12 protein-coding genes and 1 pseudogene are annotated in these 15475 nt (G+C 37.7%); 3 read left to right on the top strand and 10 right to left on the bottom strand.

Features of this window, described 5'->3' with window-relative positions; translation table 11 throughout:
• The 3 genes from HMPREF9969_RS04925 to mraZ are packed head-to-tail and all read right to left on the bottom strand — an operon-like array spanning position 1 to position 2165.
• Positions 1-723, bottom strand: a complete 723-nt coding sequence (locus HMPREF9969_RS04925) for an FtsL-like putative cell division protein (RefSeq protein ID WP_009434782.1) — start codon at positions 721-723, stop codon at positions 1-3.
• On the bottom strand, positions 716-1660 hold the full coding sequence (gene rsmH / locus HMPREF9969_RS04920) for a 16S rRNA (cytosine(1402)-N(4))-methyltransferase RsmH (RefSeq protein WP_009434736.1): 945 nt from the start codon (positions 1658-1660) through the stop codon (positions 716-718). Before rsmH ends, HMPREF9969_RS04925 begins: the two co-directional genes overlap by 8 nt.
• Before the next feature lie 22 nt (positions 1661-1682).
• Positions 1683-2165 (bottom strand): division/cell wall cluster transcriptional repressor MraZ, encoded by a 483-nt coding sequence (gene mraZ / locus HMPREF9969_RS04915; RefSeq protein ID WP_009434759.1) that lies wholly within the window; start codon positions 2163-2165, stop codon positions 1683-1685.
• Positions 2166-2420: 255 nt separating this feature from the next.
• Here mraZ and HMPREF9969_RS04910 point away from each other — a divergent pair, with 255 nt between their 5' ends.
• Together HMPREF9969_RS04910 and HMPREF9969_RS04905 are read left to right on the top strand one after the other, a co-directional pair.
• Positions 2421-3248 (top strand): glycerol acyltransferase, encoded by an 828-nt coding sequence (locus HMPREF9969_RS04910; RefSeq protein ID WP_009434725.1) that lies wholly within the window; start codon positions 2421-2423, stop codon positions 3246-3248.
• An 81-nt stretch (positions 3249-3329) separates the two neighbouring features.
• Positions 3330-4319 carry a GNAT family N-acetyltransferase gene (locus HMPREF9969_RS04905; protein WP_036895096.1) on the top strand — a complete coding sequence of 330 codons (990 nt, stop codon included), beginning with the start codon at positions 3330-3332 and terminating at the stop codon, positions 4317-4319.
• Between the two features lie 470 nt (positions 4320-4789).
• Here the strand turns inward: HMPREF9969_RS04905 and HMPREF9969_RS04900 are convergent, their stop codons facing one another.
• The 7 genes from HMPREF9969_RS04900 to dapF all read right to left on the bottom strand — a co-directional run bounded on the left by HMPREF9969_RS04900 (position 4790) and on the right by dapF (position 14933).
• The gene (locus HMPREF9969_RS04900) at positions 4790-6979 is read right to left on the bottom strand and encodes a glutamine synthetase III (protein WP_009434770.1); all 2190 of its coding nucleotides are present in this window, start codon (positions 6977-6979) and stop codon (positions 4790-4792) included.
• 568 nt (positions 6980-7547) lie between these two features.
• Positions 7548-8537: a helix-turn-helix domain-containing protein gene (locus tag HMPREF9969_RS04895; protein ID WP_232212650.1), complete on the bottom strand. Its 990-nt coding sequence runs from the start codon at positions 8535-8537 to the stop codon at positions 7548-7550.
• A 193-nt stretch (positions 8538-8730) separates the two neighbouring features.
• The gene (locus HMPREF9969_RS04890; RefSeq protein ID WP_009434727.1) at positions 8731-10884 is read right to left on the bottom strand and encodes a helix-turn-helix domain-containing protein; all 2154 of its coding nucleotides are present in this window, start codon (positions 10882-10884) and stop codon (positions 8731-8733) included.
• Between the two features lie 430 nt (positions 10885-11314).
• A complete protein-coding gene (locus HMPREF9969_RS04885; protein ID WP_009434768.1) occupies positions 11315-12091 on the bottom strand; it encodes a TIGR02757 family protein in 777 nt (258 codons plus the stop codon).
• A gap of 41 nt (positions 12092-12132) precedes the next feature.
• The gene (gene bcp, locus HMPREF9969_RS04880) at positions 12133-12591 is read right to left on the bottom strand and encodes a thioredoxin-dependent thiol peroxidase (protein ID WP_009434778.1); all 459 of its coding nucleotides are present in this window, start codon (positions 12589-12591) and stop codon (positions 12133-12135) included.
• A gap of 207 nt (positions 12592-12798) precedes the next feature.
• Positions 12799-14031, bottom strand: a complete 1233-nt coding sequence (locus tag HMPREF9969_RS04875) for an LL-diaminopimelate aminotransferase (RefSeq protein WP_009434730.1) — start codon at positions 14029-14031, stop codon at positions 12799-12801.
• A gap of 14 nt (positions 14032-14045) precedes the next feature.
• Complete coding sequence (dapF, locus tag HMPREF9969_RS04870; protein WP_009434761.1) at positions 14046-14933, bottom strand: diaminopimelate epimerase; 888 nt, start codon at positions 14931-14933, stop codon at positions 14046-14048.
• A gap of 219 nt (positions 14934-15152) precedes the next feature.
• Between dapF and HMPREF9969_RS12520 the strand changes: the two are divergent.
• Positions 15153-15475 (top strand): annotated as a pseudogene (locus HMPREF9969_RS12520) (IS1380 family transposase); the annotation flags it as partial.

The raw sequence follows: 15475 nt of genomic DNA, 5'->3' as shown, positions 1-15475 counted from the left end.
TTACTTCTCTGGGACATTTATTATATAAGGTGGGCGATCTGACATTTTCAGAACGCTGTCTTTTCTATTCTTTAGCAACTCTAGAATATGACTTTCTCGAGACTTTTCTGTGAGTTGACTACTACTTGATAATGCTCTATATTTTGCATCTTCTAGCTCTGTGTTAAGCTTATCAATCTCTATCAGATACTTCTGAACGCTGTATCTATTAGATATGTATATAATGGTGAAGCCAACAATGACGAGGATTAACCAAATGTTATTGCGTAACAGACGGGCTGAGAGAATATCGCCACCAAGTATCTTTCTCAAGGTAAAGTTGGATGATTGAGGCTGTTCATCCTCGCGCGCTTGTTCTGCGATTGCTGCTTTGAGGATCTTAACCTCAGCTTCTTCCTCTTTTTTTCGTTCCTCTTCTTGATGTCTTTTCTCTTCTTCCTTTATCTGTCGTTTTGCTTCTTTCTTTCGCTCTTCTTCATCTTGAGCAGGGATGTCCTTAACTCTCTTCTCTATTAATATATCACCTTTAAGGTGGGAAATGTTTGTCCCTTTATTACTATCTGTAATCTCTAAAGCTATTGAAGATGACTCTTCTCTCTCATAGATATCACCTTTGGCAAGTGGATTAATGACCGATTCAGATTTGTCATTATCCGTATTGTCTCTACCACGAAAGCTTTCAGCGGTTACATCTAGATTCTTTATGTCGTTCTTGTCAATCATTTGCTTTCTTTTCTGCTATTCTTAGTTTGGCACTTCTACTACGTGGATTCTGCTCTTGTTCTGCGTTACTTGCTGTGATAACCTTGTTGTTTATTAGTTTGAAAGGAGTCTCTCTCTTCCCATAGAAATCTTGCTTTACCTTTCCTTCAATATTCCCCGACTTCATGATATTCTTAACCATTCGGTCTTCTAAAGAATGATAGGTGATTACTGAAAGACGTCCCCCAGGTGAAAGCAAGTCAGTTGCAGCGTGTAGCATTTCACGTAAAGCATCCATTTCATGATTGACCTCGATGCGTAGTGCTTGAAACATCTTCGCCATGTCTTTCTTCTCTCTTGAATGAGAGAAAAATGGTTCGACGATGGTTAGCAATTCATTTGTACTTTTGAATACCAGCTGTGCTCTTGCCTTGACGATAGCTGATGCGATACGACGGGACTGTTTTATTTCACCATAGAGATATAATATGTTAGCCAGTTTCTCTTCATCTTCTTCGTTAAGAATATCGGCCGCCGTGCGTCCAGAACGCTTATTCATTCTCATATCAAGGGGTGCATCGAAACGGAAAGAAAAGCCACGAGTCTCATCGTCAAAATGATGACTACTGACGCCTAAGTCGGCTAATAAACCATCTATATGGTCTATGTTGTAATAGCGCATCCAGTTCTTTAGATATCTAAAGTTCGAACGAACGAAAGTGAAACGATCTGTTTGATTGTTGCTTAACCCCATCTTGTTAATATTCAGCTCAGCATCTGCATCTTGATCGAAACTATAGAGACTACATCCCTCTTTAAGGCGAGAGAGTATTTCACGACTATGACCTCCACCCCCAAAAGTCACATCCACATATACCCCATTAGGATGAATGTTCAGCCCCTCAATACTTTCGTTGAGGAGTACAGGTACATGATATGTTTCTGCAGTTTTAATCATCTTTTCCGTTTGTTGTGGGTGTCTATTTGTCTGTATTTAATAAACTACTAGAGTCGAAGTCTTCTGTTTCCATGGTTTCTTCCATGGCTTTGCTAAATTCTTCTGCCGACATAAAAGGTTGTTTGGAATCGCTTGTTGACCAGATCTCTATACAATCATCCATCCCTGTAAAACGTATTTGTTGGTTGATGTTAGCCATTTTTAGATATCGCTTAGGGATGAGGAATCGTCCACTATTGTCCAGCGTGATAATTTCGACATCAGTAACAAACTGACGATAAATCATCTGGTCTCGTTTATTCCAACGGCTTAATCGCTTGCGCAAAGTATCCATACGTTGATTCCAAACTGATTGGGGGTATAGTACAAGGCACGCTTCAAAGATGTCTTTGCGCAGTATCAACGAGTCTTCGCCAGATGCGTTTAGCACCTTGCGGAATGTAGCAGGCAGAAAAGCTCGACCTTTCGTATCTGTTTTTGCTTCAATATTTCCTAAGAACCTCATGCGTACTTCTTATAAAACTCGTATTTGGCTTCAAAGTTACATATTTTTCCCCACATATCCCCACCATACTCCACTATATTTTATAAAGGCTCTTTTTTTTGTGAAAATTAACGCTTTATTTGGGGTAAATACAGTGTTCTAAAACCAGTTAGACGCATACTTTTTTTGTCTAAATTGCATATTTTTCGACAAAAAAGATAGCTAATTCAAATGGTTTCGTTATTTTTGCATGTTATTACGAGGATTTCCGATAACATGAGTAGTTCGATAGAGAAGACAATAGACATCGATAAGATACTTGTTGATAAAATGGGTGCAAAGGCAAAGTTTGTACCTTCTTTTGTTGTAAAGTGGTTGAAGCATATTCTTCATGAAGATGAAGTCAATCAGTTTCTGTGGGATAATAGAGGATTGACAGGAACAGCATGGCTCAAAGCATGTGTATCATATCTTGACATGACCTTACAAATTGAAGGTCTAGAAAATCTACCAGATAAGAACGATGGAAAACTTTATACATTTGTTTCTAACCATCCTCTTGGTGGACAAGATGGTGTAGCTCTAGGTGCTATTATCGGGCAACATTATGATGGAAAGTTCCGTTATTTAGTGAATGATTTGCTTTTAAATCTTCCAGGTTTAAAGCCTGTTTGTATTGGGATTAATAAAACGGGTAAACAGAGTAGAGATTTCCCTCGTATGGTAGAAGCTGGTTTTCAAAGCGATAATCACATGTTGATGTTTCCTGCAGGATTGAATAGTAGGAAGATAAATGGACGTATTCATGATCTTGAATGGAAGAAGACATTTATTACAAAGAGTGTCGAATATCATCGTGATGTAGTACCTATCTTTTTTGGAGGTAGAAATTCTGAACGCTTCTACCGCATAGCTCATTTTAGTGATAAATATGTCAAAAAGGTGAATATTGCAATGCTTTTCCTTGTCGATGAAATGTATAAAAATGTTGGGAAAACATTTCGTGTAGCTATTGGGAAACCTATTCCATGGCAAACATTTGATAAGTCAAAAACACCGATGGAATGGGCTAAGTTTGTAGAAGATAAGGTGTATGAATTATAGTTCTATTCGATGAGGCTAGTGATAGTTAAGGGATAAAACTGAATGAGAGAATTAAAGAGAAAGCAAAAGAATAGTACATATATGGAAGAAGAAATCATCCAACCCATCAGTAAGGAAGTGCTCAAAAGCGAGCTGACAGTAGATAGGTTACTTCGCATGACCAATAAGAGTCATAATGAAATCTACGTCATAACAGCTAAAAATGCACCTAATGTAATGAAGGAAATCGGTCGTCTTCGTGAGATAGCATTCCGTAATGCTGGTGGTGGTACGGGTAAGTCAATGGATATTGATGAGTTCGATACAATGGATAGTTGTTGTCGCCAGCTTATTGTCTGGAATCCCGATGCTGAGGAGATTATAGGAGGCTATCGTTATATCTTCGGAAGCGACTGGGAAATAGCTAATGATGGACAACCAGTATTGGCAACAAGTCATATGTTCCATTTCTCTGATAAATTTATGAAGGATTATGCACCATATACTGTTGAATTAGGACGTTCTTTTGTTTCCTTAGAATATCAAAATGTTCGTCGCAATGCAAAGAGTATCTTTGCTTTAGATAACCTTTGGGATGGTCTTGGAGCATTGACAGTCTTGAATCCAGATTGTAAGTATTTCTTTGGGAAGATGACAATGTATCCTTCTTATATACGCCGTGGTCGGGATATGATTCTATACTTTTTAAAGAAGTATTTTGATGATAAGGAAGACTTAATTATACCGATTAAACCATTAAAAATAGATACTCCAATTGATGAATTAGACGCTCTTTTTAATGGTAAAAACTTCAAGGCTGATTATAAGATACTGAATAGTGGGGTTCGTAAATTAGGTTACAATATTCCACCACTTGTCAATGCATATATGAATCTATCGCCAACAATGAAGCTATTTGGCACAGCTATCAACTATGGATTTGGTGAGGTTGAAGAGACGGGAATCTTAATTTCTGTTGATGAGATATTTGAAGAGAAGCGTATTCGCCACATCGAGAGTTTTGCGGATGAGCATCCTGAGTCGTTAGAGTTTACTAGTGGCGCAAATCATGTTATTTATAAGGAAAAATAGGGTGGGGTTATATTCTTTGTGAATAGTTCCTTTTACTTATATGAAAAGGGTAGAGAATCCTTGAAAAGGAGGTTCTCTATTTTTTATATTATACTTTGAAATCATTTAATAAAGTTAATGAGTGAGAGAGTTGAACTTAGTTTCTACCCTTTTCGATGGTTCTCTCTTATCAAATTATTGGTGACTAATATTCTGCGAAAGCATCTTTTTAAATTAAAAATAGATTAATAAGTTATAGAAAATAAATTATTTAATTTATAATAATAGATTATTTTCTAGTGTGGTAAGCAATCTAATCTTGTTTACTTGGCGTTTTCTATTAATAAAGTTAACGCTCTTTATGCTTTAAGTAGATGAATGAAAAGAGTGCATAAAAGAGCCCCTTATGTGACTCATTCAATGCACTCATATTCCTCAAAAGTGTTTTTTAGTATCTAAGAGATACTTGTTATCGATGGAATCGTGATATTTTATCGGATAAATAAAAGCTCTCGATACTTAGGTAGTGTCCATAACTCATCACTAACAACCAACTCAAGCTTATCAATTTGATACCTAATCTTTTCCATCTTAGGTGCTATCGTGTTATGGTAAGTAATGGCTCTCTCACGTTGATTCTCAATCTTATTAGCTACCTTGCGAGCATTTACAAGCTCTTCAATTCCACTTTCGATGAGCGTAGTACGTTCTGCTATCTCACGGATGATCTTGATATTTCGCTCACTAAGTTGCTTACCTTCTACGTCTCCAAAGACGTCCATCATATTCTGTACATTCTTAGCCAATTGACTCTGATAGTGCGTTGCAACAGGTATAATATGGTTCATTGCGAGATCTCCCATGACGCGTGCTTCTATCTGAATCTTCTTAGTGTATGTCTCCCATTTAACCTCATTTCGAGCTTCTAATTCATTGTGACTCAAAACATGTGTGGCTTCAAACATCTTGATGGAGTTGCTATCTAGGTATCGATCGAAGCATACAGGACAACTTGCCTCACAATCTAGTCCACGTTTAGCAGCTTCTACTTTCCATTCGTCAGAGTAGCCGTTTCCATCGAAGCGAATAGGCTTGCAGGCTTTGATATCTTCACGAATAACATCAATAATAGCAGAGTTCTTCTCCTCTCCCTGTGCTATCAGTGCATTTACACGATTAGCAAAGTTGTCAAGAGCTTCTGCTACAGCAGCATTTAGAACAATCATTGCTGATGCACAATTAGCCTCTGAACCCACAGCACGGAATTCAAATCTATTACCAGTAAATGCGAATGGTGAGGTACGATTTCTATCAGTATTATCAATGAAAAGCTCTGGTATCTCTGGTATGTCAAGTTGCATACCTGTTTTGCCAGTGAGTGCAAACAAATCGTCTTTATCTGCTTTCTCAATGTGATCAAGTAGGTCGCTAATCTGCTTACCAAGGAAGGATGATATTATAGCAGGAGGTGCTTCATTAGCTCCAAGGCGATGATCATTGGTGGCACTCATGACAGATGCCTTCAATAAACCATTGTGTTTATACACTGCCATTAGTGTTTCTACAATAAAGACAACAAAGCGGAGATTGTCAATAGAAGTTTTTCCTGTGGCATGCAAGAGTACGCCAGTGTCTGTACTTAAACTCCAGTTATTATGTTTCCCAGAGCCGTTAATACCACCAAATGGCTTCTCATGTAATAGAACTCGGAAACTATGTTTGTGAGCAACCTTCTTCATTAATGACATCAGAAGCATATTGTGGTCTACTGCTAGGTTACATTCTTCGAAGATAGGAGCCAACTCAAATTGTCCTGGAGCGACCTCGTTATGGCGTGTTTTACATGGTATTCCCAACTCAAGAGCCTGTATCTCTAAATCTTTCATGAATGCCTGAACACGTTCGGGGATAGTTCCAAAGTAGTGATCATCCATCTGCTGGTTCTTTGCAGAATCATGCCCCATGAGTGTTCTACCTGTTAGCATTAAGTCAGGACGTGCGAAGTAAAGGTCTTCATCAACAAGGAAATATTCCTGTTCCCACCCTAGATTACTTGTAACTTGCTTTACTTCGGGGTAAAAGTATTGGCAAACTTTAGTTGCTGCAGCATTTACAGCACGTAAAGCCTTTAGTAGTGGGGCTTTATAGTCGAGTGCTTCTCCTGTATAAGATATGAATATTGTTGGGATGCAGAGTGTGTCGTCAATAATAAATACGGGACTTGTCGGATCCCAGGCAGAGTATCCTCGAGCTTCAAAGGTATTTCTTATACCTCCATTAGGGAATGAACTCGCATCTGGTTCTTGCTGAACAAGGAGCTTACCTGAAAACTCTTCAATCATTCCGCCTTTCCCATCATGTTCAATGAAGGCATCATGTTTCTCGGCTGTACCTTCTGTCAATGGTTGAAACCAGTGGGTGTAGTGGGTAACCCCATTCTCTTCTGCCCATTTTTTCATGCCTTGTGCCACTGCATCTGCAATGGATCTATCTAATCGGCTACCATTATCCATGACATCAACGAGCTTCTTGTAGATATCAGCAGGTAGATACTTGTACATTTTAGCACGATTAAACACGAATTTCCCATAGAACTCTGAGGGGCGTTCTGCTGGTGCATTGACTTCTACTGGTCGCTTCTTGAACGCTTCTTCAATAGCTTCAAATCTTAAATTTGCCATATCTTTTACCTTAAAGTGAAACTTCGTGTTGCAAAAATAAACATTTTCCTTATATCTTGCAAAGTATTTAAGAATATATAAGGTGCAAAGTTCTTGATGTAATAATTTAATAGGTTGTAACAGAGAAGAATATGATCTCTCTTACTTTGATTCTTTTAGTAGGGCTGTTGTTATGTGCTTGTTTAATATAGAAGAGTTCATCTTCAATAGTAAAAAAGTGCATATCTGCTCACGCAGACATGCACTTAGCCACTTAACTAAATAACTCAAAAAATTATTTGACTCAAAATATTCTTTAGGTAGTCTTCGTCACGAGGACAATGCCTAAGTACTTAAATTTGACTATTAACTTACTAATAACTATTTAAACGTAATTTGATTGCTACTCAATAATAGCTTTGAATTAACGATTGCAAAGATAAGATATTTCTCAAACAAGTCTGTCTATATAAATAGTTTTTGTTTGTTATAAGTGTAATTTATTATTGTCAATAGTTTAAAAATGCGATTCAAACAACGATTTTATCCCTTTTCATCGAGTTTTTATATTGTTCCTTGTCTTTGAATCTTATGTGTTTGTTGATGTCGTTGGTGGCTCAATGACCTTCCTTCTATAAATGGTTGGCGCAACCCCAAAGCGTTTTTTAAAGGCTTTACTCATGGCCGCAAGGTCACTATACCCACATTCATAGGCAATCTCGGATATATTCTTTCTTTCGTCTTCCAGTAGTTCTTTACAGTATTTCATTCTACACTCACTCTGCCAAGATAAGAATGTTTTACCTGCAAATTCATAAATATAATAAGACAATGAAGAAGTACTAATACCGATTGATTCTGCTGTCTTTTCCATTGTTAAGTCAGCTTCCGATAAAGGAAAGGGTCTCTGTTCTAACCAGGAGTCTATCTTTTCTTTGATACTATTATCTGCATCTGAAATATTGTGTTCTATTGCCATTAAGCTCTTATGAAAGCTGAGATAGAAGATTGTTGTGCAAATGACAAATCCAATAATGAGCACCCTTAAGATAATGTGATAGCTCATTGATGGTACAATCTGACCGATAGTCATGGCAAGAAGTAATAACGCCCATGCTCCATAAATAATACTTCTGAATTTTACACCTCGTTGCTCGCCTCTTTCTTCAACTATTTGCCTCTTATATCGAAACTGTTGATGTATAATTTCGACAAGCATGATGAGTTTACAAAGAAATAACCCTATAGAAAGGATTATCCTTGTATAAATCTGCAAGGGAAATGGTTGATTTAATACATCTATAAGTTGTGTGTAATTATGTATTTCTAACCCTTGCCCCATAACTTTAAATAGGATATGCGGAACGATTAAGGTCGCTGGGACGATATTATAAAATAGCCAAGCATAACGATTCTTATAGATTTGTCCATTGCTAAATGTTGTACAGGTAGCAAGGTAACTCTCCCAAAGTAGGTATAGAATTAACATCGATGGAACGCAAAGAATCTCAGTTTCATCGTTATGTTGATGTATGAAGTAGCTACACAGATAACCTACTAAGAAGAGGTAATTAATCATAATTACTCTGCGTTTAATGGTCAATGGACCGCTCCTAGCTTTGCGGTATTTACGTGCTACTAAAGCGAAGCATATCAGAGTGATTACTAGTGTAACCAGCGTTATTGTATAACTTATAATCATGGTGTTGTGTGTTGTTGTGGGCGGCAAAGATAAGGATTTAAACTGATACTACCTTATATTTTTATCTTTATTAAGTCATTGTTGTTTTCATTATCAATAGAATATCTGTATAAGTGATGTCGGCTGGGCACAAGATCTTAATGGCTTTTAAAGACGCTTCTTTACCAGCGAGCTGTAATTTTTGTAGTATTGTCTTTGCTTTTTCCTCATCGATTACTTCGTTTAGTTTTATCTCTCCTTTTTGGATATAAGGGATGAGATGTCCTTGTATAGTAGCAGGTGTTAAGCTACGCTCCTTAGCAATTTCTTCTATGCTCTTGCCAGTCTTAAAGAGATTAAATGTGACTTCACCCGTACTAATTTTAGGTACTTTAGGAGTTGTTTCTTCGATTTTATTTTTTCTATTTCTACCTGTTTTCTCCTCTAAACTATTAAGTATTGCCTCTTGTTTAGCGGTTAAATAACCATTAATGGAGAACCCTTTTTCCATGATTCTCTCCAATAGCTCATGCTTAACAACATAAGTCTGACGTAAATCGGCATAGTTGTTATCAAAGCGTTTATAGGCTATCTTATTATTAGATTGTACACCTTTTGTCATATCAAGTAGATGACTAAAAATCTCAGTAAGTTGACTATGAAAATAAAGAGCTCCTTTTTTCATACGTTGTAAGAAGTCATCTTCGTGTAATTGATCTGTTGTCATATTACAGATAATACCTTTCCATTTTGAAGAAATATTCATTATCCGTTCGTCAAGATCAATTATTGCCATCTTATGAAGCGTTATGATCTTAGGATACTTATAAAAGTATTCTGTTAGAACACGATAGAGTGCATCTTCACAGGCTTTTAAGTCGGTGAAACTGAACAATTCTAAGAGTAGTTGTCGGTAATACTCAGCTTTCAAAGTAGGTAGTGCTGCTATGCTTTTTGCTGCTTCTTCCGTTTGATGAGAGATATAATTCATTACCTGATTATCATTAATAATGGCAGAACTACTTATTGGTGAGGCAAGGATAAGCCCTTCCAAAGTCTTACAACGGCTTAAAGCTACATACACCTGACCAGCGGCAAAGGACGACTGCGCATCAATGATAGCATGTTCGAACGTCAATCCCTGACTTTTGTGTATAGTGATAGCCCATGCTAAACGTAAGGGATATTGCTTGAAAGTGCCTTGTACTTCTGCTTCTATTTGCTTTGTTTTTTCGTTTAAGCTGTATTTAGTATTCTCCCATGTCTCTTGCTGAACTTCTATCTCCTTGTCATCACCAGGACAAAGTACAAGTATTTTCTCATTGTCAATGTGTGTTACGTGTCCAATCCGACCATTGTAATAACGCCCGTTATTATCATTTCGAATGAACATTACCTGTGCTCCACGTTTTAGCGTAAGTTTGAAGTCGGCTGGATAGTTGTATTCTGGAAAATTACCATCGGCTTCTGCTGTGAAGGTGCAAGCCTTTGAAGGTAGGTTGTGTAGTTGTACTTCATTATAACTCTCTGCCATTTTATTGTGAGTCGTTAGTCGAATATAATCACTTCCCACCTCTGGTTCAAAATTAGGGTTGAATCTTTCGTTTAGTTTCTTTAGATCTGTCTCACTTACCTGTCCTTCTCTTATATTATTAAGTAAGGTGATAAATTCCTCATCTTGCTGTCTATATACATGTGTTAATTCGATGGTTACATGGCTAATACTGCGTAAAGCTTTTGAACCAAAGAAGTAAGATGTGTCATAATAACGCTGAAGTATTACTTCGTCTTCAGGTGTTACGACAGGTGTTAGCTGTTGTAAGTCCCCAATCATTAGTAATTGTACACCTCCAAAAGGCTTTTCGTGTTCCCTAAATCGGCGTAGAACAGAATCAATAGCATCAAGAACATCAGAGCGCACCATACTTATTTCATCAATGATAAGTAAGTCCAGGGTTCTTATTATCTTACGTTTCTCTTTGCTATAATCAAATCGATTCTTGAAGTTTGCTTCTGGTACAAATGGAGATAATGGTAATTGAAAGAAGGAATGGATGGTCATTCCCCCCGCATTAATTGCTGCTACACCTGTTGGAGCAACGATGATACTACGTTTAGAACTCTTTTCTTTGAGTGTTCGGAGAAATGTTGTTTTACCAGTACCAGCCTTTCCCGTAAGAAATATACTGATACCAGTGTGCTCTACAAAGTCCCAGGCATGCCTTAATTCAGAGTTCTTTTCCATTGTCTAATCCTCTATTTATAATGAGGAACAAAGGTAATTGAAATAATTTGAAGTAGCAAATAAACCTCAAGTTGATAAATGTCAATCGTCTTGACGCATAATAATAAAACTATGCCAATAAGCCTTTAAGTATAACAAATGCTTGTATATCGGTTGAAAACTAGCTATCTTTGCACTCGTAAAAGATAAAGGATAACATATTAAAGAACCAGAGACAAAGGGTCTCTATTAAACGTAAATGATTATGGTTTCATTAGTATTAGCAGCTGTAGTAATTGCAGCAACAGTAGCAAAGGCAGTAAGTGTTAATAACCACATGGCTGCCTAATTTAAAGACAAGATTTAGAAATTTGAGAGTAGAAACAGGATTCCAAGTTCACTAAGAGTGAGTTTGGAATTTTTATTTTATAGGTTTTTTGTTGTATAAATATCATTGATTTACCCCATAGCCAAACAATGCGAAATCGGCTTTTAATGGATCTTCGGGGAAGAAGGTAAGGAGTTTCTCTGTTAAGCGACGTGCTGCGACCATTGTTGTAGACTTACTTGTGAGAAGCCCCAATAGCATAGCTTGCTGTATTACGTGTGTGTCAAGTGGGATTAACAATGTACATTGGTCAATAAGTTCTGCCCATATTCCAAGATCAACAGGGGAGTTCTTTCGAACCATCCATCGTAAGAACATACAAACACGTTTGCAACAAGAACTTGTGTCCTTTGGTACAATACCTTTGACTTCATGGTTTTTAAAGAATAAACATAGAGCCTCTATTGCTATGAAAGCGTTAATTTTATTACCTAAATTGTTTCCTTTAGCATACGAGAAGAGATAGTTTTCCATGTCATCATATTCTTCATACATTAATTGTAATGCTTGGAACAGCTTGAACATCATGTGATTCGTATATAATCGATAGAAACAATTTTCATCATCAGGGATGTCTTGTTTAAACTTACCTGACTTTATCCATTGGTAGGGAGATCCTTTAGAACAGTCAAGTAAATACTGGATACGAGGCATGAATACTTGTCTAGAACCATAGCTAAGACAAGATGCTAGGAAGGCAATGGTTTCTTGGTTGCGCTTTCCTATTACTTGATGCATGAACCATGAAGGGTCGCCTTTTATAAAGTCTTGTGTTTCGTATTGAACAGCGAGGGCGTGAAGTTTATTCTTCAAGCCCTCAGTAGTTTTTGTTTTTACCATGTATTTATTCTTATGGAAAAACTTATTATGTTTATTCTCCGTTACTTCTTTTTAGTAAGAATTTGTGCTGCATGATCTTTTGTCTTAATCTCTTTCGGACCAATGACACGTTCTATAATACCTTCCTCGTTAATAATAAAGGTAGTACGGAAGGTCCCCATGTAAGTTCGACCATACATCTTCTTTTCTCCATAAACCCCAAAAGTCTCTACAAGTTTTAGGTCTGTATCAGCAATGAGGGGGAATGGTAGCTCATTCTTCTCTATGAACTTCTTATGCGATTTCTCGTCTTGTATACTTGCTCCAACAACAGCATAGCCTTGTGCTTTTAGTTCCGTATAGTTGTCACGAAGGTTACATGCTTCGGTTGTACAGCCTGATGTCGAATCTTTTGGATAGAAGTAAAGTACGAGCTTCTGCCCTTTATAATCACTTAATTTAATCTCTTTACCATCTTGGTCAGTGCCCAAAATCTCTGGTGCCTTATCTCCTACATTCATAATTTTATAGTTTTTAATGTTTTACTTTATTGGTTTACAAAGATACAGAAAGATGTGGAATTATTACAAGCAAAGGCTCTTAAACATTTAAAAAATATGGGACCTCATCTCACGATGAAGTCCCACTGGTAACTAAAAATATCCTATAAAAATAGGATTCAGTAGTTTTCTCTTCCGTATAACACCTATTTGCTATACTTTATATCTTTATGCCTTCAACCATTTCTTAATACGTGTCATGGCCTCAAGGCAATCTTCACGATTACCAAAACTAGTAAGTCGGATGAATCCCTCACCAGCTTGTCCGAATCCAACTCCTGGTGTACAAACTACTTGAGCACCATAGAGCATATCCTCAAAGAACTTCCATGAAGGAGTATTATTCGGCGTTTTCACCCATAAGTAAGGTGCATTCTCACCACCATAAACTGTCAAACCAAGTTCTGTCAAGCCCTCACGCATAATACGTGCATTCTCCATGTAGTAAGCAATTGTTTGCTTGATCTGCTTCTTTCCTTCTGTTGTATAGATTGCTTCTGCGGCTCTCTGTGAGATATAACTCGTACCATTGAACTTCGTGCATTGACGTCTATCCCAGAATGGAGCAACTTCCACACGATGACCATCAGCTGTCTTGGCGGTCAATTCCTTTGGTATAACAGTGTAACCACAACGTACTCCTGTAAAACCTGCAGTCTTGCTATAACTATGAAATTCAATGGCAACCTTCTTTGCACCTTCTATCTCATAGATAGAGTGGGGGATATTGGGATCTTGGATATATGCTTCGTATGCCGCATCATAGAGTATGATAGAGTCGTTCTTGATAGCATAATCAACCCATTTTGCTAACTCTTCCTTTGATATGACCATACCCGTTGGATTGTTCGGGTAGCATAGATAAATCATATCTACACGATGGTCTGGTATTTGTGGAACGAATTGATTAGCTTCATCACAAGGCATATAAGTGACATTACTCCAGTGTCCATCCTCATATATCCCTGCACGTCCAATCATTACATTAGAGTCGATGTAAACAGGATAAATGGGATCGGTAACAGCCATGGAGTTATCCCAACGAATTAATTCACTAATGTTACCCGTATCACTCTTAGCACCATCATTGACAAAGACTTCGGTTGGTTCTATTTGAATCCCACGTGCAAGATAATCGTTCTTAGCGATAGCTTCACGTAGCCATAGATAACCTTCTTCTGGTCCATAACCATGGAAAGTCTCTTTTGTCGACATATCATCAACAGCCTTATGCATGGCTTCGATAACTGCTGGTGCTAGTGGTTGTGTCACATCACCAATGCCTAAGCTGATGACATTTGCTTGAGGATGTGACTCTTTGAAAGCACTTACCTTTTTAGCAATGTCTGCAAAGAGATAATTCTTCTGAAGCTTTAGGAAATTCTCATTTATATGTGCCATTGTGTTGAATATATCTATAAATCAATTTCTCCTTCATATGCGAATGCTGCGGGACCACTCATATAGATGTGATTGTCTTCACGCCATTCTACGCTTAATGTTCCGCCATCCATCTCTATCTCAACAGGCTTCAACCTATCTGCAAGTCCATTTAGTATAGCAGCAGTTGCCGTTGCGCATGAGCCTGTTCCACATGCCATTGTTATTCCACTACCACGTTCCCATACTCTTGTACGCAAGTGATTATCAGCTATCAAGCAAGCGAATTCTATGTTGCAACGTTCGGGGAAAGCTGTATTATGCTCTAGACTATGACCAAACTCTGTGAGTTCTGCATCGCTGATAAGCATATTCGTATCCTTTATCTGTTCCTTATCAAGGAAGATAACGAAGTGTGGATTACCCATACTTACGAAGGTTGGATGAACACTTGCATCCTTGATCAAGGGGAGGTGAAATTCTGATAAGTCAGGTGCAACACCTGTGTATTGTGCAGGAACGTCAAGTTTGGGTTCGAGCATATCTACTGTTACAGAATCAACTTGTTGTTTGTTCGTATTTAAATGGAGCTGCAAAACCTTGATACCAGAGGCTGTTTCTAGATTAATCTCTGTCTTTTTGCAGAGTCCTTTCTCAAACAGATACTTACCAATACAACGACTTGCATTCCCACACATCATCGCTTCTGAACCATCTGCGTTGAAGATGCGCATACGATAATCTGCACCTACTTGTGTTGGTTTACCTATCAATACCAACCCATCACTACCGATACCTGTGTGGTAGCGACTCCATTTTATGGCTGCTACTGTAGGGTCAGGTATATTATTCTCTAGTGTGTTAACGTAGATATAGTCGTTACCTGCACCATGCATCTTAGTAAACTTTACTTTCTTTGTCATCCGTGTAAATGTTTTTACCTAAGCGGTAGTTGCTACACCTTTTAATCGCCTGCAAATATACTACTTTTTATGGAATTAATAGACCTTAATTCCGCAACACTATTATAAATTAAACTTTTTAAGTACCTGAGCAACAAAAAGTTGCTCAGGATTTTGCCATGTCAGAATTTTCACTTATCTTAGTGTTGCAAAAAAAAACAAGAGAATCCAACGATAGACATGGCGAAGATACAAATTAAATCTGAGAGACTCACTCCTTTTGGGGGATTATTTTCAATCATGGAGCAATTTGACTCCACATTATCATCTGTCATCGACTCAACCCTCGGTCTAAGGTGTAGATCGTTCGGTTATCAGTACAGCGAAATCATCCGTTCTCTCATGAGTATCTACTTCTGTGGCGGTTCATGTATTGAGGATGTCACTACTCATTTGATGAACCACCTCTCACTTCATCCGACACTTCGCACTTGTAGCTCTGATACTATCCTCAGGGCGATAAAGGAGTTGACGCAAGAAAACATTTCATACACATCAGATAT

Source organism: Prevotella sp. oral taxon 306 str. F0472 (assembly GCF_000257925.1).
Taxonomy (GTDB): domain Bacteria; phylum Bacteroidota; class Bacteroidia; order Bacteroidales; family Bacteroidaceae; genus Prevotella; species Prevotella vespertina.
Note: the sequence above shows the minus strand (reverse complement) of the source record. Positions and strands in the feature narration are given on the sequence as shown.